This window comes from Ruegeria sp. BHSC037 (genome assembly GCF_059613045.1).
Map to the genome: position 1 here is coordinate 39,168 of NZ_JBXWRT010000018.1, position 20,352 is coordinate 59,519.

General features: G+C 65.9%; 19 protein-coding genes. 13 read left to right on the forward strand and 6 right to left on the reverse strand.

The genetic code is table 11. From position 1 onward, the window contains the following. The first annotated feature begins 36 nt into the window (after positions 1 to 36). Positions 37 to 846, forward strand: coding sequence for a 4-hydroxy-tetrahydrodipicolinate reductase (gene dapB, locus AC2FMN_RS16070; RefSeq protein WP_496689399.1), 810 nt, complete (start codon positions 37 to 39; stop codon positions 844 to 846). Here dapB and tmpB read toward each other — a convergent pair. Beyond that, positions 843 to 1,433 carry a (R)-1-hydroxy-2-trimethylaminoethylphosphonate oxygenase gene (tmpB, locus tag AC2FMN_RS16075; protein ID WP_496683315.1) on the reverse strand — a complete coding sequence of 197 codons (591 nt, stop codon included), beginning with the start codon at positions 1,431 to 1,433 and terminating at the stop codon, positions 843 to 845. The two genes, dapB and tmpB, sit on opposite strands and share 4 nt — an antisense overlap. After that, positions 1,430 to 2,566, reverse strand: a complete 1,137-nt coding sequence (gene tmpA, locus AC2FMN_RS16080) for a 2-trimethylaminoethylphosphonate dioxygenase (protein ID WP_496689401.1) — start codon at positions 2,564 to 2,566, stop codon at positions 1,430 to 1,432. The genes tmpB and tmpA overlap by 4 nt, the downstream gene beginning before the upstream one ends. Before the next feature lie 98 nt (positions 2,567 to 2,664). On the opposite strand from tmpA, the gene AC2FMN_RS16085 reads away from it, so the two are divergent. Continuing rightward, a complete protein-coding gene (locus AC2FMN_RS16085; RefSeq protein WP_496683321.1) occupies positions 2,665 to 3,525 on the forward strand; it encodes a LysR family transcriptional regulator in 861 nt (286 codons plus the stop codon). Between the two features lie 4 nt (positions 3,526 to 3,529). Here the strand turns inward: AC2FMN_RS16085 and AC2FMN_RS16090 are convergent, their stop codons facing one another. Beyond that, positions 3,530 to 3,712 (reverse strand): DUF1674 domain-containing protein, encoded by a 183-nt coding sequence (locus AC2FMN_RS16090; protein ID WP_093964397.1) that lies wholly within the window; start codon positions 3,710 to 3,712, stop codon positions 3,530 to 3,532. Positions 3,713 to 3,800: 88 nt separating this feature from the next. Here AC2FMN_RS16090 and AC2FMN_RS16095 point away from each other — a divergent pair, with 88 nt between their 5' ends. From AC2FMN_RS16095 to AC2FMN_RS16125, 7 genes are all read left to right on the forward strand, one after another. Then, the gene (locus tag AC2FMN_RS16095; protein WP_496689403.1) at positions 3,801 to 5,060 is read left to right on the forward strand and encodes an RsmB/NOP family class I SAM-dependent RNA methyltransferase; all 1,260 of its coding nucleotides are present in this window, start codon (positions 3,801 to 3,803) and stop codon (positions 5,058 to 5,060) included. A gap of 88 nt (positions 5,061 to 5,148) precedes the next feature. Beyond that, on the forward strand, positions 5,149 to 6,888 hold the full coding sequence (locus AC2FMN_RS16100; RefSeq protein WP_496689405.1) for a heparinase II/III family protein: 1,740 nt from the start codon (positions 5,149 to 5,151) through the stop codon (positions 6,886 to 6,888). Between the two features lie 21 nt (positions 6,889 to 6,909). Continuing rightward, positions 6,910 to 8,499 carry a bifunctional phosphoribosylaminoimidazolecarboxamide formyltransferase/IMP cyclohydrolase gene (purH, locus tag AC2FMN_RS16105; RefSeq protein WP_496689407.1) on the forward strand — a complete coding sequence of 530 codons (1,590 nt, stop codon included), beginning with the start codon at positions 6,910 to 6,912 and terminating at the stop codon, positions 8,497 to 8,499. Further along, complete coding sequence (lspA, locus tag AC2FMN_RS16110; RefSeq protein ID WP_490360251.1) at positions 8,499 to 8,975, forward strand: signal peptidase II; 477 nt, start codon at positions 8,499 to 8,501, stop codon at positions 8,973 to 8,975. Before purH ends, lspA begins: the two co-directional genes overlap by 1 nt. A 50-nt stretch (positions 8,976 to 9,025) precedes the next feature. Then, entirely contained in the window at positions 9,026 to 9,541 is a 516-nt protein-coding gene (locus AC2FMN_RS16115; protein WP_496680591.1) for a DUF3035 domain-containing protein, read from the forward strand. A gap of 82 nt (positions 9,542 to 9,623) precedes the next feature. Further along, positions 9,624 to 10,964 (forward strand): M16 family metallopeptidase, encoded by a 1,341-nt coding sequence (locus AC2FMN_RS16120; protein WP_496689408.1) that lies wholly within the window; start codon positions 9,624 to 9,626, stop codon positions 10,962 to 10,964. Continuing rightward, positions 10,961 to 12,271: a M16 family metallopeptidase gene (locus AC2FMN_RS16125; RefSeq protein ID WP_496689410.1), complete on the forward strand. Its 1,311-nt coding sequence runs from the start codon at positions 10,961 to 10,963 to the stop codon at positions 12,269 to 12,271. Before AC2FMN_RS16120 ends, AC2FMN_RS16125 begins: the two co-directional genes overlap by 4 nt. A 20-nt stretch (positions 12,272 to 12,291) precedes the next feature. On the opposite strand, the gene AC2FMN_RS16130 is transcribed toward AC2FMN_RS16125, so the two are convergent. From AC2FMN_RS16130 to deoC, 3 genes are read right to left on the reverse strand one after another with little or no spacing between them, the layout of a single operon-like run. Beyond that, a complete protein-coding gene (locus AC2FMN_RS16130) occupies positions 12,292 to 13,107 on the reverse strand; it encodes an SDR family oxidoreductase (RefSeq protein WP_496680600.1) in 816 nt (271 codons plus the stop codon). Between the two features lie 27 nt (positions 13,108 to 13,134). Then, positions 13,135 to 15,468, reverse strand: coding sequence for an aldehyde dehydrogenase family protein (locus AC2FMN_RS16135; protein WP_496689411.1), 2,334 nt, complete (start codon positions 15,466 to 15,468; stop codon positions 13,135 to 13,137). An 11-nt stretch (positions 15,469 to 15,479) separates the two neighbouring features. Next, entirely contained in the window at positions 15,480 to 16,478 is a 999-nt protein-coding gene (gene deoC / locus AC2FMN_RS16140) for a deoxyribose-phosphate aldolase (protein ID WP_496689413.1), read from the reverse strand. Positions 16,479 to 16,675: 197 nt separating this feature from the next. On the opposite strand from deoC, the gene AC2FMN_RS16145 reads away from it, so the two are divergent. The 4 genes from AC2FMN_RS16145 to AC2FMN_RS16160 all read left to right on the forward strand — a co-directional run. Then, positions 16,676 to 17,629, forward strand: coding sequence for a metal ABC transporter solute-binding protein, Zn/Mn family (locus AC2FMN_RS16145; protein ID WP_496689415.1), 954 nt, complete (start codon positions 16,676 to 16,678; stop codon positions 17,627 to 17,629). A 1-nt stretch (position 17,630) separates the two neighbouring features. Then, entirely contained in the window at positions 17,631 to 18,434 is an 804-nt protein-coding gene (locus tag AC2FMN_RS16150) for a metal ABC transporter ATP-binding protein (protein ID WP_496680610.1), read from the forward strand. Between the two features lie 3 nt (positions 18,435 to 18,437). Beyond that, positions 18,438 to 19,643: a metal ABC transporter permease gene (locus tag AC2FMN_RS16155; protein WP_496689416.1), complete on the forward strand. Its 1,206-nt coding sequence runs from the start codon at positions 18,438 to 18,440 to the stop codon at positions 19,641 to 19,643. Continuing rightward, a partial coding sequence (locus AC2FMN_RS16160; RefSeq protein ID WP_496689418.1) for a metal ABC transporter permease occupies positions 19,640 to 20,352 on the forward strand: 713 nt, incomplete at its 3' end. The genes AC2FMN_RS16155 and AC2FMN_RS16160, both read left to right, overlap by 4 nt.

Genomic DNA, 20,352 nt, shown 5'->3' on the forward strand with positions numbered 1-20,352 from the left:
GGCTTTGAGCCGAATTTCAGAAGAAGGACCAGCGCAATGACGCATATTCCGGGAATTGTCGTGACCGGGGCTTCGGGCCGGATGGGGCAGATGCTGATCAAGACCATCACCGACAGCGATCAGGCGCGGCTGGTCGGCGCGGTCGAGCGCGCTGGCCATGACTGGATCGGTCAGGACGTTGGCACCGCGATGGGCGCCCAGCCGCTGGGCGTGACCGTCACCAACGATCCGCTCGAGGCCTTTGCGCAAGCCCAGGCGGTGATCGACTTCACCGCGCCCGAGGCGACGCTGGAGTTCGCCGCACTGGCGGCGCAGGCGCGCTGCGTGCATGTGATCGGCACAACCGGCATGAGCGATGAACAGATCGCTGCGCTGGAACCTGCTGCGCGCCATGCGGTGATCGTGCGGGCGGGCAACATGAGCTTGGGCGTGAACCTGCTGGTGCAGCTGACCAAAAAGGTCGCCGCCGCGCTGGACGAGGATTTCGACATCGAGGTGATCGAAGCCCATCACCATCACAAGGTCGATGCGCCTTCGGGAACGGCTCTGATGCTGGGCGAGGCCGCGGCCGAAGGGCGGGGCGTAGACCTTGCCGATTTCGCCGACCGGGGCCGCGACGGGATCACCGGCGCCCGGCAGCGGGGCCATATCGGCTTTCACGCCATCCGCGGTGGCGACATCGTTGGCGAACACGACGTGCTGTTCGCCGCGGCGGGCGAACGGATCGTGCTGCGCCACGTGGCGACCGACCGGGCGATCTTTGCCCGAGGCGCGCTGAAGGCGGCGCTTTGGGGGCAGGGCAAGGCCCCCGGCCAATACGACATGGTGGATGTGCTGGGGCTTTAACCCTCGCCCAGATGCCGGTCGACCATGCGCTGAACCATCGGCGCGAAATGGTCGAAGCCGGGGGTGTCCATGTCGGGCCGTTTGCCGGCCTCGTCCAGATACCGGACCTGGATGATTTCCTTCAGGTTCGGGTTGGCCTCGAATGCGGCGACTTCCTCGGCGCTCATCGGGCCGCCCTGCAATTCCAGCGTATGGACCGAGGCCGCCGACAGGCGGTTGAAATACTCGGGCTTGGTTGCACACAGATATCGCTTGGCCGCGACGTGATAGCGGCAGCAATCGGTGATGACCGACGGAAAGAACCGCTCCAGCATCTCGGCGCCGGCATCCTCGTGGTGGCGGTCCTCGGTGTCGTCGGGGTGGTAGGTGCCGAATTCCGAGGTGAAATGTCCGATATCGTGCAGCAGAGCGCCCACGATGATCTCTTCGGGCATGCCGTTCTGCTCGGCGATGGTGGCGCCCTGCAGCATGTGCTGGGCCATGGTGACCGGCTCGCCCAGGTATTCCTCGCCTCCGCGCCGGTCGAAGATATCGGCGATGAAGGCCACGATGTTGTCGCGGGTCAGGGTCTGGAAATCGGGTTTCATTCCGCCGCCTCCGGTTGCGCCATCCGCATAGCGGCGAGGGTCGACAGCAGCCCGTCCTTGTCGGCATAGCATCCCTGCAGCCAGCGCGACCCGGCACCCGAATATCCCAGACGCGCATGCAGGACGCGGGTGTTGTCGACGATGAAGCTCTCGCCCGGTTCCAGCTTGAACGCCACGCCCATGGCCGGGTCGTCGATGATCTCGCCCAAACGGCGGTAGGCGGCGTAATAGGCCTCCATCCGGTCGAAGGGCACATCCACGAACGGGGCCGAGGACCGGTTGTTGAAGCGGATGCCGATCAATTCGCCATCGGGCGACAGCTCGATCATCGGGCGGCGCGCGCGCAGGCAGACCCCGTCCGAACCGCGGTATTCGAACCGCGCGGGATAGCCGGCCAGCAGGGCAAAGCCTTCGGGGTTTTCGGCGCGCAAGCGCTGGGCCGCGCGAAAGCCGTCGACCACGATCGACTCCCCGCCTTCGGCGCTGTTTTCCAGGCAATAGAGGATCTGCAACGTGGGGACCGGGTCGCGATAGGGGTTGTCGGTATGCGCCTGCAGGCCAAGGCCGGTATAGGCCAGGTTGGTCGGGTTCACCTCGGTCCGAACCTCGAAATAGGGGCCATAGTTGGTCTCGCGCACATAGCCGAACAGATCGGCGACCTTCAGCAGCGAACCGGGTTCCGTCGGGCCGTTGGTCAGCTTGGCAAAGCCGTATTCGGCGACCGCCGCCAGCCAGTCGCGCTTGGCGGCGGGGATTTCATGCACCTGCGTCCAGTCGCCGGCCGGGGCCGCGAACCCGCCGTCCCAAGTGGTGATGCCGGGCGACAGCCAGCCCATCGGGCGGGTCTGGTCCCGATCATAGACATGCGCGGCCAGCCAGTTTGCGGGGAAGATGACGGTCTTGTCTTCGGGGGCGAAGGTCACCTGCAGGTCACCGCCCGCCACCTCGGCCGCTTGAATCGCGATCTCTGCCGGAATGTCGCCGATCGTGATCAGGCGCTGGCCGTTGCCGGGGTCGCGCGTCTGCGGGTCCAGCGCATTGTCGCGCAGCCAGATGGCGTGGAAACGGGCGCGGGTGCCGTCTTCGAACTCAACCGAAACGACCGCCGGGCCATGGGTGGCGTAGCGCAGCATGGGACTCTCCTGTTCAGCGCAGGCTTTGATTGAGGAGATACGCGCGATATGGCATTACGACAATTAAGTCTTGTTTCCTCTGAGGGTTGGAAAATCTAATGAGCAAGAAAAAGGTCGGCCTGCCCCCGCTGGACTGGCTGCGCGTGTTCGAGGCGGCCGGGCGGCTGGGCGGATTTTCGGCCGCGGCGCGCGAGTTCGGCCTGACTCAGGCGGCGGTCAGCCAGCGCATCGCCAATCTGGAATCCTGGCTGGGCCGGTCCCTGTTCGTGCGCGAGGCGCGCGGCGTGTCGCTGACGGTCGAGGGCGAAAGCTATCTGCCGCTGGTGCAGGACAGCCTGCGCGCGTTGGAACGCAACACCGAGGATCTGTTCGGCACCGCCCCGCGCGCGCTGCGGGTGGCCGGGCTGTCCTCGCATATCCAGGCGCTGGTGTTGCCCAGCCTGGGGGGCTTTCGCGCCCTGCGGCCCGAGGTGCAGGTCACCACGGATTCGGTGGCCCGGCGGTCCTCGCTGGAGGACGAGCGGACCTGGCTTCAGATCCGCTATGGGCGTGGCAACTGGCCGGGGCGCGCCGCGGACCTGATCGCGCCCGAGATTCTGACCCCGATGGCGGCACCGGGCGTCGACTGGGGCGCGCCGGTGATCGACCTGCGCGGCGAACGGCCCGGCTGGCAGGACTGGATGCAGAAGACAGGCGATACAGACCTGCCACGCGCCGGTCTGAGCTTTGACTCGATGGAACATGCCCTGAGCGCGGCGCGGCAGGGGCTGGGGGTCGTTCTGGGGTCGGTCGCCCTGGCCTCGGTGGATCTGGCCTCGGGCCGCCTGATCCGGCTGGGGCGTCTCGACCTGGAAACCCGCGACGGATACTGGCTGACATGGCCGCGGGACCGGGCGCAGTCGAAAAAGCAGCAGGCCCTGATCGGCGATTTCCTGCAGGCCCTGCGCGCGGCAGTCTGAGCGGTCAGAAATCGATCGCGATGCCCTTCTTCTCCCAATCGCCATAGCGCGCGGGATCGGGGCCGTCGCGCCCGCCAAGTTCCTTGGGCAGGGGTTTGGCCTCTGCTTCGGCCTTGCGCCGGCGCTCTTCGGCCTCGGCCAAGGCGCGCTGGGCGGCGGGTGGCAGATCTGTGCGGTCGTCGCTCATGACATCGGGTTCCTTTCCGTGCATGGCCTTGATATACGCCCTCGTCCGCTGATGGCAATGCGGGCGAAAACCTTGCAAAGGCGGTTTCATGTCCAACACCCCGACAGCGGCGCGGCGCAGCGTCATCTATCTGCTGGATCAGATCCTGGGCGAGGGGCGCTTGCTGTCCGAATGCCTGGCGGCCGGGGCGCTGGATCGCCTTGCTCCCGAAGACCGCGCGCGGGCGCAGCGGCTGACGCTGGAGACCTTGCGCGGACTTGAACGCGCCGACCGCCTGCTGGAGGGGCATCTGCGGCGCACACCGGCTTTGACCGTCCAAAACGCGCTGCGTCTGGGAACGGTCGAACTGTGCCAAGGCGAGGCCGCGCATGGCGTTGTGAACGCGATGGTCGAGATCATCGGCCGCTCGCGCAAGCACGGGCGGCTCAAGGGGCTGGTCAACGCGGTTCTGCGCAAGATCGCGGCCGAAGGCCCCGAGGCCTGGCCGAAGATGCGGGTGCCGCGCCTGCCGGACTGGCTGCGCGAACCGCTGATCGCGGCGTGGGGTGCGGATGCGGTCAAGGGCATGGAGCAGGCCCATTTCGCCGGCGCGCCGCTGGATCTTTCGCCAAAACCCGGTGCAACGATCCCCATGGGCACCGAACTTCCGACCGGCTCGGTTCGGGTTGCTGACGCGGGTCAGGTCTCGGCCCTGCCGGGTTATGCGAGCGGAGACTGGTGGGTGCAGGATGCCGCCGCTGCCCTGCCGGCGCGGATTCTGGCCCCCCGGCCCGGCGAGCGGGTTCTGGACATGTGCGCCGCGCCCGGCGGCAAGACGCTGCAACTGGCGGCGGCGGGGGCCGAGGTCACCGCGCTGGACATTTCCGAGGCCCGGCTGTCGCGGGTGCGGGAAAATCTCGAACGGACCGGGCTGTCGGCCCGGGTGGTCGCCGGCGACGCGCTGGACCATCAGGGCCAGTACGATGCGATCCTGCTGGACGCGCCCTGTTCGGCGACCGGCACCATCCGGCGTCACCCGGATCTGCCCTTTGCCAAGGACGGCTCCGAATTCGGCGGCCTGATCGCATTGCAGGCCCGGATGCTGGCCCATGCCTGGACCCTGCTGAAACCCGGCGGGCGGCTGGTTTATTGCACCTGCTCGCTGCTGCCCGACGAAGGCGAAGTGCAGATTGAAGAGGCTCTACCACAACATCCCGACATGCAGGTGGACCGCGCCGCGCTGCAGGTGCCCGGCGTTCAGCCCGACTGGCTGACCGATGAAGGCGGGTTGCGCCTGCGTCCCGATTATTGGCCCGATCTGGGCGGCATGGATGGGTTCTACATCGCCTGCCTGAACAAATCGGCCTGACCGGTCGCTTTTCGATGACTTGACGAACCGGCCCGGCTATCGTTGGTTCAAACGCCAGCAGAGCGGCAGGGGCAGAGCAACACACGTCATGTCGAATTCGGACACCATGGCCAACCGATGGGTGCGGTTTCAGAACCGTCTGTATGCGCGTCTCAGCCAGCGCCGCAAGCCCGTCAGCGGCTTTGCCGGTCAGCCCGAGCCGCGCACCGTCGGTTCATTTGCGCGCGGGCGGCAGCTGGTGGCCGGAAATCTCTTGTTTGCCGGTTTTCTGGTTGAGGCCCGCGATACCGGCCTGTGGGAGGTTCAAGCCCCCAACGCTGCGTTCGAGGATGAACGGCATGGATTTGCCTGGCTGGACGATCTGGCAGCAGTGGGTGATGCCGCGGCGCGGGAAAAGGCGCAACGCTGGGTCTGGGGTTGGATCGAGACCCACGGCAAGGGGCAGGGTCCGGGTTGGGCCCCGGACCTGACCGGACGCCGCCTGATCCGCTGGATCAATCACGCGCTGTTTCTGCTGCGCGGTATGGACGAGGCCCACAGCCGCCTGTTTTTCCGATCTCTGTCACAGCAGACATGGTTCCTGTCCAAACGCTGGCACGCGGCGACACCGGGATTGCCGCGCTTCGAGGCTTTGGCAGGCTTGGTTCAGGCAGGATTGGCGCTGGAGGGGATGGAAGACATCTCGGACCCGGCCGTTCGGGCCCTGGCGCGGGAATGCGAGGCCCAGATCGACGCCCAAGGCGGCATTCCCACGCGGAATCCGGAGGAATTGCTTGAGGTTTTTACCCTGCTGGCCTGGACATCCGCTGCGCTCAGCGAAGTCGGGCGCGGCACGCCCGCCGCTCAGACGGCAGCAATCAAACGGATTGCTCCGACCCTGCGCAGCCTGCGTCATGCCGACGGCGGGCTGGCCCGGTTTCACGGCGGTGGCCGCGGTGTAGAAGGCCGATTGGAACAGGCGCTTGCCCAAAGCGGGGTCAAACCCAAACCCGTCAAAGGTCTGACCATGGGCTATGCCCGTCTGGCCGCCGCCCGCACCACGGTGATCATCGACGCAGCACCCCCGGCCAAAGGGGCGGCCTCGTATATGGCGCACGCCTCGACACTGGCTTTCGAACTGACCTCGGGGCGGCGGCCATTGATCGTCAATTGCGGTTCGGGCGAAAGCTTCGGGTTGGAGTGGCGTCGGGCAGGGCGCGCCACGCCTTCGCATTCGACCCTTTGCCTGGATGGATACTCCAGCGCCCGGTTGGCTGCTCCGGCCAAGGGAACCGCGAACGAAGCAATGGTGGACGCCCCGAGCGAGGTGCCGGTGGAGTTCGAAGATTCGTTCGAAGGCGCGCGCGTGATGGCGGGCCATGATGGGTACGCCAAGGTGTTCGGGCTTACCCATGCCCGTACGATCGAGCTGCGCTTTGACGGGCGGGAGGTAACCGGTGAAGACATCCTTCTGACGGCCACCGACAAGGCAAAACGCCAATTTGACCGGGCGGTTGACGCATCCAAGCTGTCAGGGATCGGTTTTGATATCCGGTTTCACCTGCATCCGGACGTGGACGCCGCGCTGGATCTGGGGGGGTCTGCGGTTTCGATGGCGCTCAAAAGCGGCGAGATCTGGGTTTTTCGCCATGACGGCGCCGGAAAATTGTCTCTTGAGCCAAGCGTTTATCTGGAAAAAGGCCGTCTGAAGCCCCGCGCGACAAAACAGATCGTTCTATCCGGCCGCGCAATCGAGTATGCGACGCGCATCCGGTGGACGCTGAGCAAGGCGCAGGATACAGCCTATGCCGTGCGCGACGTGCACCGGGACGAGCCCGATTTCGACTGAGCCAAAAGGACCTTTGGACCCATGACCGACCTTCACCCCGTGCGCCGCGCGTTGCTTTCCGTTTCCGACAAGACCGGATTGATCGAACTGGGCAAGGCCCTGGCCGACCGCGGGGTCGAGCTGCTGTCGACCGGCGGCACCGCCAAGGCGCTGCGCGATGCGGGGCTTGCGGTCAAGGATGTCAGCGACGTTACAGGTTTCCCCGAGATGATGGATGGCCGGGTCAAGACGCTGCACCCTATGGTGCATGGTGGCCTGCTGGCGCTGCGCGACAATGACGCCCATGTGGCGGCGATGCAGGAGCATGGCATCGGCCCGATCGACCTACTGGTGGTCAACCTCTACCCGTTCGAGGAAACGGTGGCCAAGGGCGCAGGCTACGACGAATGCATCGAAAACATCGACATCGGCGGCCCGGCGATGATCCGCGCCGCGGCCAAGAACCACGCGTTCGTCAACGTGGTGGTCGATGTCGAAGACTACTCGGCCCTGCTGGATCAGCTTGAGGAAAACTACGGCAAGACGTCGCTGGGCTTCCGCCAGTGGCTGGCGCAGAAGGCCTATGCCCGCACCGGAGCCTATGACGCGGCCGTGTCCAGCTGGCTGGCCGACGCACTGCAGATCGACACCCCCAAGCGCCGCGTGTTCGCTGGTGAGCTGAAACAGCCCCTGCGCTATGGCGAGAACAGCCACCAGCAGGCGGCGTTCTATGTCGATGGCTCGGGGCGTTCCGGCGTCGCCACCGCCGTGCAGCATCAGGGCAAAGAGCTGAGCTACAACAACATCAACGATACCGACGCCGCCTTTGAATTGGTGGCCGAGTTCGACCCGCGCGACAGTGCCGCATGCGCCATCATCAAGCACGCGAACCCCTGCGGCGTGGCCAAGGGCGCGACGTTGCTCGAGGCATACAAGGCCGCTTTCGACTGCGACCGGACCTCGGCCTTTGGCGGGATCGTCGCGCTGAACCGGCCGCTGGACGCGGAAACCGCGCGCGAAATCACCGGCATCTTCACCGAGGTCGTGATCGCCCCGGGCGCCACCGACGAGGCCAAAGCGATCTTTGCCGCCAAGAAGAACCTGCGCCTGCTGACCACCGAGGCGCTGCCCGACCCACGCGCGGGCGGGCTGGCCTTCCGCCAGGTGGCCGGCGGGCTGCTGGTGCAGGACAAGGACAACGGCCATGTCGAGATGGATGACCTGAAGGTCGTAACCAAGCTGGCCCCCACGCCCGAGCAGATGCGCGATCTGCTGTTTGCCTGGAAAGTGGCCAAGCACGTCAAGTCGAACGCCATCGTCTACGTCAAGAACGAGGCCACGGTGGGCGTCGGCGCCGGTCAGATGAGCCGGGTGGATTCGGCGCTGATCGCTGCCAAGAAGGCCGAGCGCATGGCCGAAACCCTGGGCCTGCCCGAACCGCTGACCATCGGCTCGGCCGTAGCCTCGGACGCGTTCTTCCCCTTCCCCGACGGGCTGATGGAGGCTGCTGCCGCAGGCGCAACCTGCGTGATCCAGCCGGGCGGGTCGATGCGCGATGACGAGGTGATCGCCGCCGCCGACGAGGCGGGTCTGGCCATGGTGTTCACCGGCATTCGGCACTTCCGTCACTGATGCGGGTCCGGGTTCTGCTCTGGGCGGGGCTGGCCGCATTTGCGATCGACCAGCTCAGCAAATATCTGGTCGTCCACGTGTTGCGCGTGGCCGACCGGCCCGGCGGTATCGACGTGCTGCCGCCGCTGCTGACCTTTCGGTACGGCGAGAATCGCGGCATCAATTTCGGCCTGTTTCAAGGCAATTCCGAAGCCGCACGCTGGGCGCTGGTGGCCGTGTCGCTGGCCGTCTGCGCGGGCGTGGCGATCTGGCTGTGGCGCAGCGCGCAGCCCGTCCGCATGGTGATCTGCGGCGGTTTGCTGATCGGCGGAGCGCTGGGCAATGTGGTCGATCGGGTGCTGTACGGGTATGTTCTGGATTTCCTGAACATGTCCTGCTGCGGCATCAACAACCCCTATGTGTTCAACCTGGCCGACGTGTTCATCTTTGCCGGCGCGCTGGGGCTGATACTGCTGGATGGCAAAAAGCCCTCGTGACGCGCCGGATGTTATGCGATAAAAGCGCCTGAAACAGGCTGGAGACCAAGATGCGGATGCCGCGCGCAACCATTGCCCTGACACTCGCCGCCCTTGCCGCGGGATGTTCCGATATCGGCCTGCGCCATCTCGAAGCGCCCGGCTCGGGGCCTGACGAGTTTTCGGTGATGCCGGTCAAGCCGCTGACCCAGCCCAAGGATTATGCCTTTCTGCCCGCCCCCACACCGGGCGGCGAGAACCTGACCGATCCCAACCCCAAAGGTGACGCGGTGGCCGCGCTGGGCGGCAATGCGGCGGCGCTGAAGCCCGCGGGCGGCATCCCGTCGTCGGATGCGGCGCTGGTCACGGCTTCCAGCCGCTATGGCGTGGCGCCCGACACCCGGCAGGCGCTGGCCGCCGAGGACGAGGCCTTCCGCACGCGCCAGGCGCGCTGGACCCGTCTGCGCCTGTTCAAGGTTGACCGCTACTCGCAGGTCTACAAGCGCGAGTCGATCGACGCCGGGCAGCAGGCCGAAGCTTTCCGCCGACAGGGATATGAAACCCCGTCCTTCCCGCCGGATGAATAATCCTTAACTTTCCGTCATCGCTCTTGATCCCGCCCGGCGCCACCGTAGTTTGAAAACCAACGACACAGACGGAGGATGCCCCATGGTTCGGGTTCTGGCGTTTTGCGCCGCACTGACAGCCGCAGCCCCGGTTCTGGCCGGAACCGGGCACGAGGCCGTGACCACCTTTACCTTGGACAACGGTATGGACGTGGTGGTGATCGAGGATCACCGCGCTCCGGTCGTGCAGCACATGGTCTGGTACCGGGCCGGATCGGCGGACGAGCCGGTGGGATCATCCGGCGTGGCGCATTTCCTGGAACATCTTCTGTTCAAGGGCACCGACAGCATGGCCCCCGGCGAGCTGTCGGCCACCGTCGCGGCCAATGGCGGCAATGACAATGCCTTCACCTCGTATGACTATACGGCCTATTTCCAGCGCGTGGCCGCCGATCGGCTGGGCCTGATGATGAAGATGGAGGCCGACCGGATGCGCAACCTGAGGCTCTCGCAGGAGGACATCGCAACCGAACGCGACGTGATCCTGGAAGAGCGCAACCAGCGCACCGAAAACAACCCCCGCGCCCTGTTCGGTGAACAGATGAGCGCGGCGCAGTACCTCAACCACCGCTACGGCGTTCCGGTGATCGGCTGGAAGCACGAGATGGAAGAACTGGACATGGAGGACGCGCTGTCCTTCTACCAGACTTATTACGCGCCCAACAACGCGATCCTGGTGGTGACCGGCGATGTGGACCCGGCCGAGGTCAGGACCCTTGCCGAGACTTATTACGGCGTGATCCCGGCCAACCCCGACCTGCCCGAGCGGGTCCGCTCGCAGGAGCCGCCTCAGACCGCCGCCCGGCGCCTCACCTTCAAGGATGCGCGGGTGTCGCAGCCTTATGTCCAACGCAGCTACCTTGCACCCGAACGCGACGCTGGCGCGCAGGAGAAGGCCGCGGCGCTGTACTTGCTGGCCGAGCTGCTGGGCGGTAGCACCACATCCTACCTGAACGAAAAGCTGCAGCTCGAGCAGCAATTGGCGGTCTATGCCGGGGCGTTCTATCGCGGGGTGTCGCTGGATGACACGACCTTTGACCTGATCGTCGTGCCTGCGCAGGGCGTGTCGCTGCAACAGGCCGAAGAGGCGATGGATCAGGCGGTGGCCGATTTCATCGCCGAGGGCGTCAAGCAAGAGGATCTGGACCGGATCAAGCTGCAACTGCGTGCCGCGCAGATCTATGCCCGCGACAATGTCGACGGAATCGGCAACCGCTATGGCCGGGCGCTGACCAGCGGTCTGACGGTCGAGGACGTGCAGGCCTGGCCCGACATCCTGCAAGCCGTCACCGGCGACGACATCATCGCTGCCGCGCGCGACGTTCTGCGTCCCGAGGCTTCGGTCACCGGATGGCTGATGCGTGATGACGAGGTAACCCAATGATCCGTTTCCTTGCCCCCCTGATTGCCCTGCTGTTCGCGCTGCCCGCCTGGGCCGAAATCAAGATTCAAGAGGTCACCTCGCCTGGTGGCATCCGGGCCTGGCTGGTCGAGGATCACTCGATCCCGTTCACTGCGCTGGAGTTGCGGTTCCGTGGGGGTACCTCGCTGGACGAACCCGACAAGCGCGGCGCGGTCTACCTGATGAGTGGCCTGCTGGAGGAAGGTGCGGGAGACATGGATGCGCGCAGCTACGCGCGGGCGCTGGAGTCGCTGGCGGTGTCCTTCGGCTATGACGCGTCGGATGACAGCGTGGCGATCTCGGCCCAGTTCCTGACCGAAAATCGCGATCAGGCGGTGGACTTGCTGCGCACCACGATCCAGCAGCCGCGGTTCGATCAGGATGCGATCGACCGGGTGCGGGCGCAGGTGCTGTCGGGGTTGCGGTCCGACCAGACTGACCCGAACACCATCGCGGGGCAGACCTTTGCCCGGATGGCCTATGGCGATCACCCTTACGGCTCGGACGGGAAGGGCACGATCGAAAGCGTTTCGGCCCTGACCCGCGATGACATCGTGGCGGCCCACAAGGGCGTCTTTGCCAAGGACCGGCTGTATGTGGGCGCCGTGGGCGACATCACCCCCGACGAACTGGGCGCGCTGCTGGACCATCTGCTGGCCGATCTGCCCGAGACGGGCAAGCCGATTCCCGGAAAGGCGCAGGTGAACATCCCCGGCGGCGTCACGGTGGTCGAATTCGACACGCCGCAATCGGTGGCCCTGTTCGGCCAGAAGGGCATCGACCGCGACGACTCGGATTTCTTCGCGGCCTACATCCTGAACCACATCCTCGGCGGCGGCGGTTTCGAAAGCCGTCTGATGCAGGAAGTGCGCGAGAAGCGCGGCCTGACCTATGGCGTTGGGACCTATCTGGTGCCCAAGGATCTGGCCTCGGTCTATCTGGGGTCGGTGTCCTCAGCCAATGATCGGATCGCGCAGGCGATCACGGTGATCCGTGACGAATGGCGCCGCGCCGCGACCGAAGGCGTGACGCAGAAAGAGCTGGATGACGCCAAGACCTATCTGACCGGTGCCTATCCCCTGCGCTTCGACGGCAATGCCCGGATCGCGGGGATCATGGTGGGGATGCAGATGGAAGGCCTGCCGATCGACTACATCGCCACCCGCAACGACAAGGTGAACGCGGTGACGCTGGACGAGGTGAACCGCGTCGCGGCCGAGCTGCTGGACCCCGACGGGCTGCATTTCGTGGTGGTGGGCAAACCCGAGGGGCTCGAGACAACGAACTGAGGCGCGGGGCTGAGCGGTGCTCAGCCCTTGTTGCCGGCCATGTCGCGCAGCATCTGCCCCATCATCTGGCCGAACCGGCCCGAGCCGCGCTGATACAGCGCCCCGTCCACGGCCAGAACCGTCCCGCTGATATAGCTGGCCATGTCCGAGGCCAGAAACAGGCAGGCATTGGCCACGTCCTGCGGCGTGCCCCAGCGGCCCAGAGGCACGTCCTGAAGCAACTGCTTGCCCGCGTCGGGTGTGGGGGCCAGACGCTTGGCGCCCTCGGTGCCCTCGATGAAACCCGGCACCACCGAGTTCACCCGGATGCCTTCCACGCCCCATTCCATCGACAGGGTGCGGGTGATCTGATCGACCCCTGCCTTGGCCGCGCAGACATGGGCCTGGCCCTCGTAGGGCAGGTAGGATTGCGGGGCCGAGATGTTGATGATGTTGCCGCCGGGCCGTTTCAGATAGGGATAGGCGCCTTTCAGAACATGCACGGTGCCCATCAGGTCGATCTCGACCACGGTGCGGAAGGCGTTGACCGACATTTCCGCCATAAGCGCCGGGAAGTTGCCCGCCGCCCCGGAAACCAGAACGTCGAAATCACCGAGCGCCGCGTGGAACTGTTTCAGCCCCTCGGCGACCGCCTCAGCATCACGCACGTCAAAGGCCGCGCCGATCGCCTCGGCCGCGCCCGCCGTCTTCAGCGCGGCGATGGTGTCGTCCACCTTCTCCTGCGAGCGGCTGGCCACGGCCAGTTTCGCGCCCGAGGCCGCGAAGGCCTCGGCGATGCCCCGGTTGATACCGCTGGTGCCACCAATGACGATCACCGTCTTTCCTGCGAAGTCCATGCAGAGCCTCCCCCTGATGCGGGAGCCCTACTCGCCGTAGGGCACCCAGATGTTCTTGATCTCGGTCGCAGCCTGCAGGAAGCGGCGGGTGTGGTCCACGCTCCAGTCAAATGCCGTCGCGTTATTCACCCAGGTCCGCTTGAGGTTCCCGGCCGAGGCTTTCTCGATCTGTGCCGACAGGTTCGACGACGAGAAGGACCAGACCGCATCCACGTTCAGATGCGAGGCCAGCGGTTTGGCCAGTTCCTCGTGGCTACCGGTCAGGATGTTCACCACGCCGGCGGGCACGTCCGAGGTGTCCAGCACCTGATAGAAATCGGTGGCCGCCAGCGGATAGGGCTCGGACGCCACCAGAACCACCCGGTTGCCCATCGCGATCGCCGGGGCCATGGCCGAGACCAGACCCAGCAGCGGCGCCTCGTCAGCGCAAAGCGTGCCGATCACGCCAACCGGTTCCTTCATCGCAATCGCCACGCCGCGGATCGGAACGCCATGCACCTGGCCGTCATACTTGTCGGCCCAGGCGGCGGCGGTGAACAGGCGCTGGATCGCGGCGTCGACCTCTTTCGCACCGTCCTTGCGGCCGGTCATCGCGTCGATGCGATGCGCGAACTCCTCGGCGCGGGCCGAGAGGTTCTCGCCGATGTAATACAGGATCTGCGCCCGTAGATGGCCGGTGGTTTTCGACCAGCCCGCCGCCCCCGCCGCGGCCTCGACCGCGTTGCGCACGTCTTTGCGGTTGGCCAGACCCACATGGCCCAGTAGGCCCGCCTTGCCCCAGATCGCGCGGGAATAGCCGCCATCAGGTCGCGCCTGCTTGCCGCCGACATACAGTTTGGCGGTGCGGTCGATCGGATCGACCGGGCCACCTTCGCCCACGATAGGTTCGATCTTGGCCAGCGGCTTGGTTTTACCCTTGGGCTTGGTATAGGCGCTCAGCCCTTCCCAGCCACCTTCGCGGCCAAAGCCGCTTTCGCGCACGCCGCCAAAGCCCGCGGCCGCGTCGAACAGGTTGGTGGCATTGACCCAGACCACGCCCGCGACCAGCTTGGGCGCGATGTCCAGCGCAAGGTTGACGTTCTCGGTCCAGACCGTTGCGGCCAGCCCGTAACGGGTGTTGTTGGCCAGTTCGACCGCCTCGGCCGGGGTGCGGAAGGTCGACGAGACCAGAACCGGGCCGAATATCTCCTCCTGCATCAGCGGGTCCGAGGTCTCGAGTCCGGTGATCAGCGTCGGCGGGTAGTAGCAGCCATTCGACGGCAACTCGCAGGCGGGCTGGTAAACCTGGCCCACCGCGTTGCCCTCGACCATCGACTTGATGGTCTGCAACTGCACCGGATCCACCACGGCGCCCACGTCGATGCATTTGTCCAGCGGGTTGCCGATGCGCAGCGTGTCCATGCGGGCGCGCAGCTTGGCATAGAACCGCTCGGCGATGCCCTCCTGCACCAGCAGGCGCGACCCCGCGCAGCAGACCTGACCCTGGTTGAACCAGATCGCATCGACCAGACCCTCGATGGCACTGTCGATGTCGGCATCGTCAAAGACGATGTAGGGCGACTTGCCGCCCAGCTCGAGCGTGAGGGCCGTGCCCGACCCGGCGGTGGCCTCGCGGATGCGGCGCCCCACGATCGTCGAGCCGGTAAAGGCGATCTTGTCCACGTCCGCCTTTACGATCATCTCGCCCACCGTGCCGTCGCCGGTGACGATGTTGACCACGCCCTTGGGCAGACCGGCCTGCATGCAGATATCAGCAAACAGCAGCGCCGTCAGCGAGGTGTATTCGGCCGGCTTCAGAACAACCGTGTTGCCCATGGCCAGCGCCGGGGCCACCTTCCACGCCAGCATCAGCAGCGGGAAGTTCCACGGAATGATCTGGCCGCAGACCCCCAGCGCCTGCGCGTCGGGCAGCTCGGCTTCCATCAACTGGGCCATGCCTGCGTGATAGTAGAAATGCCGCTGTACCAGCGGAATGTCGATGTCGCGCGATTCCCGGATCGGCTTGCCGTTGTCCAGCGTCTCGAGCACTGCGAACAGGCGGGCGTGTTTCTGGATCAGCCGCGCGATGGCATAGAGGTAGCGGGCGCGGGCCGGGCCGCCCAGCTTTTCCCATTTGGGTTGCGCCTTTCGCGCGGCGGCCACGGCGGCGTCCACATCGGCCTGGGTGGCTTGGGTTAGGGTCGCCAGAACCTCGCCCGTGGCCGGGTTGCGGCTTTCAAACCCTTGGCCCGGCTTGGTGAAGGTGCCGTCGATGAAATGGCCGAACTTGTCGCCCTGATCGACCAGCCATGCCAGGGCCTCGGCGGCACTTTCCGGGGCGGGTCCGTATTCCATGGTCTCGAAAATCTCTTTGACTGTCATTGTTCCTGTCCTCAGCCCATAGGGTGCCGGTAACCGGCCGAGTATGCCCCGGTGACGAAATGTTCCAACTGCCGCTCGATATCGCCCAGCAGGGACGAGGCGCCAAAGCGGAACAGGTCGGGTTGCAGCCAGCGGTCGCCCAGCTCGTCCTTGATCAGCGACAGGTAAACCAGCGCATCCTTGGCCTTGGAAATCCCGCCCGCAGGCTTGTAGCCCACGCGATAGCCGGTACGGTCATAGTAATCACGGATCGCTCGGATCATGACCAGCGACACGGGCAGGGTGGCGTTGACGCTTTCCTTGCCGGTCGAGGTCTTGATGAAATCTGCCCCCGCCATCATGCAGACCAGCGAGGCGCGCGCCACGTTGCGCAGGCTGCCCAGCTCGCCGGTGGCGAGGATCGCTTTGACATGCGCCTCGCCGCAGGCTGCGCGGAACGCCTTCATCTCGTCATACAGCGCCTGCCAGTCGCCCTGCAGCACATGGCGGCGCGAGATCACGATGTCGATCTCCTCGGCCCCGGCCTTCACGCTTTCCTCGATCTCGGCCACGCGCAGGTGAAAGGGCGACAGACCCGCCGGAAAGCCGGTGGACACGGCCGCGACCGGAATGCCGGTGCCTGTCAGCGCATCCACCGCCGTTTCAATCATGTCGTGATAGACACAGACCGCGCCGGTGGTGATCGGCGGCATGTCCAGCGCCCTCAGCAGGGCGGGGGACATCGGCTGCCGGGCCTTGGCGCATAGGCGGCGAACGCGGCCCTCGGTGTCATCGCCCGAAAGGGTGGTCAGGTCGATCATGGTGATCGCCTTCAGCAGCCAGGCGGCTTGGTATTCTTTCTTGACCGACCGGCGCCCAGGCAGGGTCGCGGCGCGGCGCTCGATGGCCGAGGTGTTGGCCTGCACGGCGCGGACCCAGTCCAGGTCCAGTTCCATGCCGGGGTTTCGGGGCTCGGTCACTTGCGGCAGATGCGCGGTGCGCACGGGGCTTTCTGAGCTCTGCGTATCCATTGTCACGTCCTTTGGGAGGTTTGCGCCAAAATCGCACGGCAGGCCGGCGAAGGAAAGGTGTCGCGTGCTGCGGGCATCAGGTTTTTGACCAAATGGACAAAATAGGCGTTTTCTTGCGAGTAATTCGCAATTGCATTGACTTAGTTGCGAATGGTTCTCATATTTGGGGTCAACATGAACCCAACCCGAGGTCAAAAATGATTCGCCGTCAGTTTCTTGCCGCGCTTGCCGTTGCTGCCACGCTTCCGGTTGCCGGATTGGCCGGGGCGCCGCTGAAGGTGGTGGCCACGACCGGCATGATCGCCGACGCGGTGCGTCAGATCGGGGGCGACCAGGTCGAGGTGAAATCGTTGATGGGCCCCGGCGTGGACCCCCATGCCTATCGTCAGACCCGCAGCGACATCGTCGCCATGACCCGCGCCGACCTGGTTCTGTGGCACGGCCTGTATCTCGAGGCGCAGATGGAAGATTTCTTTCACGATCTCGGCCGCAAGCGCCCGGTGGTGGCCGTGGCCGAGGGGGTCGACAAGTCGAAACTGCGCGCTCATGACGATTATGCCGACAAGTACGACCCGCATCTGTGGATGAGCCCGGTCCTGTGGCGCGACGTCGTGATCGAGGTGCAGCAGGCCCTGACCGAGGCGCGCCCCGAGGCTGCCGACCTGTTCGCTGCGAACACCCAGGCGTTTCTGGACCGGATCAACCGCCTGCATGCCTATGGCCAACAGGTTCTGGCGCAGATCCCCGCGGACAAGCGGGTGCTGGTCACCGCCCATGACGCCTTTGGCTATTTCGGCGCGGAATACGGGTTCGAGGTGACTGGCATTCAGGGCATTTCCACCCAGTCCGAGGCCGGGCTCAACCGGATCGGAGAACTGGTCGACATGCTGGTCGAACGGCAGGTGTCGGCGGTGTTCGTCGAGAGCTCGGTGTCCGACCGGTCGGTTCGGGCGCTGATCGAGGGGGCGGCGGCCAAGGGGCACACCGTTGCCGTGGGCGGCGAGCTGTTCTCGGACGCGATGGGCGCGCCGGGCACCTACGAGGGCACCTATGTCGGCATGCTCGATCACAACTTCACCGTCATCGCCCGCGGGCTGGGCGCCGATGTGCCCGCGCGCGGCATGGACGGCAAGCTGGCGGCGGGGTCCTGACATGGTTGAGCTTGCCGCGAAACAGGGCACCCGCCCGACCGATCCGTCGGTTCAGGCCAGCCCGCTGGCCATTCGCGGGCTGACCGTGTCCTACAACCAGAAACCAGCCGTGTTTTCCGTGGACATCACCGTTCAACCGGGGTCGATGACCGCGATCATCGGCCCGAATGGCGCGGGCAAGTCCACCCTGCTGAAGGCCGCGCTGGGCATCGTCCGGCCGGTATCCGGGCAGGTCACCGTCTTTGGCAGGCCGCTTGAGAAACAGCGCGCCCGCATCGCCTATGTGCCGCAGCGCGCCAGCGTCGATTGGGATTTCCCCACCCGCGTGATCGACGTGGTCCTGATGGGCATGTCGCGCGAACTGGGCCTGCTGGGCCGGGTGCGCATGCGGCACATGGCCCGCGCGATGGACTGTCTGCATCGGGTCGGGATGCATGAATTCGCCGACCGGCAAATCGGCCAGTTGTCGGGCGGTCAGCAGCAGCGTGTCTTTCTGGCGCGCGCGCTGGCGCAGGAGGCCGACCTGTACCTGCTGGACGAACCCTTTGCCGGCGTCGACGCCGCCACCGAAAAGGCCATCATCAGCGTTCTGAAGGGGTTGAAACAGGCCGGCAAGACGGTTGTCGCCGTGCATCATGATCTGGCCACCGTCACCGATTATTTCGACCATGTGTTCTTGATCAACACGCGCAAGATCGCCGAAGGCCCCGTGGCCGAGGCCTTTACCGCCGAGACCCTGCAGGCGACCTATGGCGGGCGTCTGGCCACGGCGCAGATCGACCAGATCGCCGGGGCGCTGGGCTAGGCCATGCTGTGGGACGCGCTGACCCTGCAACTGGGGTACAACGCCACTTTGGTCGCCATCGGGGCGACGCTTCTGGGGTTTGCCGCCGGGGTGACCGGTACCTTCCTGTTTCTGCGCAAACGGGCGCTGGTCAGCGATGCGATCAGCCATGCGACCTTGCCGGGCGTCTGCATCGCCTTCATGGTCATGGTGGCGCTGGGCGGCGAGGGGCGCAACCTGCCCGGCCTGCTGGCGGGCTCGGCGCTGTCGGCCTGGGTGGGGCTGTTGTGCATCAACGGCCTGACCCGGCGCACCCGGTTGGCCGAGGATGCAGCGATCGGGGCCGTTCTGTCGGTGTTCTTCGGGTTCGGCGTAGTGCTGCTGACGGTGATCCAGACGATGGGCGTTGGCCGTCAGGCGGGGCTTGAGGGGTTCCTGCTGGGCTCGACCGCGGGGATGCTGTTTGCCGACGCGCTGATCATCGCGGTGGGCGGGGCGGCGACCGTGCTGCTGGTCATGATCCTGCGTCGCCCGATGCTGATGGTGGCCTTCGACGCCGAATACGCAGCAGCTGCGGGGGTGCCGGTGCATCGCGTTGACCTGGCGATGATGGGCCTGGTGATGGCGGTCACGGTGATCGGCTTGAAGATCGTCGGCCTGATCCTGGTCGTGGCCCTTCTGATCATCCCGCCGGTTACGGCGCGGTTCTGGTCGGACCGGGCGGATCGGGTGGTGCTGCTGTCGGGGCTCGCCGGGGGGCTGGCGGGGTATCTGGGCGCGGCCGTATCCGCCTCGGCCCCGAACCTTCCGACCGGCCCGATCATCGTGCTGATCAGCTTTGCGCTTTTTGCGCTATCGCTGTTGCTGGCGCCGGTGCGCGGCGTCTTGGCCGCGGTGGTGCGTCACCGGCGGTTTCAGCGCCGCGTTCATATCCGGCAGGGCCTTTTGGCTTTGGCGCAGGGGCAGGAAGTCTATGAACCCTATACCCGGCGTCTGTTGCGCCGGTCCGGGCTGATGCGGGCCGACGGCGTGGCCACCGATGCGGGTCGGGCGCGGGCGGCCAAGGCGTTGCGCGACGAAAGGCGCTGGGGCCTCGTGCGCGCGGATCAGACGCACGAAGCCGCAGCGGCGCAATATGACGGCCTGCGCGAAATCGAAACCGTCCTGACCCGCGATCAGATCGACGAGATCGACCGACGAATCGGCCCCCCGCATGAGGTGCGCACATGAGCGGTGAAGAATTCGTTTCACTGTCCTTGACGCCACTGCTGATCGGCATCTGCGCGGCGGTGGCCTGTGCGCTGCCGGGCAATTTCTTGCTGCTGCGCCGGCAGGCCCTGATCGGCGATGCGATCAGCCATGTGGTGCTGCCGGGCATCGTGGTGGCGTTTCTGCTGACCGGGGTGATCTCGACCTGGCCGATGATGCTGGGCGCGGCAGGCGCGGCCGCAGTGGCGGTGATCCTGATCGAGGCCATCCGGCGGCTGGGCCGGATCGAGCCGGGCGCGGCGATGGGCGTGGTGTTCACCACCATGTTCGCCGCCGGGGTGTTGCTGCTGGAACAGACCGACACCTCGAGCGTGCATCTGGACGTGGAACACGCGCTGTATGGCAACCTCGAAAGCCTGATCTGGCTGGACGCGACGGGCTGGGCCTCGGTTCTGGATCCGGTGGCGCTGGCCGGATTGCCTCCGGAACTGCCGCGGATCGCGGTCACGCTGCTGGCCGTCAGCCTGTTCATCCGACTGTTCTGGCGGCCGCTCAAGATTTCGACCTTCGACGAAGGGTTCGCCCGCACGATCGGCATCCGCACCGGCGCGCTCGGCCTTGCGTTGGTGCTGGTCGCGGCGATCTCAGCGGTGGCTGCGTTCGACGCGGTTGGCTCGATCATCGTGATCGCGATGTTCATCTGCCCGCCTGCCGCTGCCCGGATGATGAC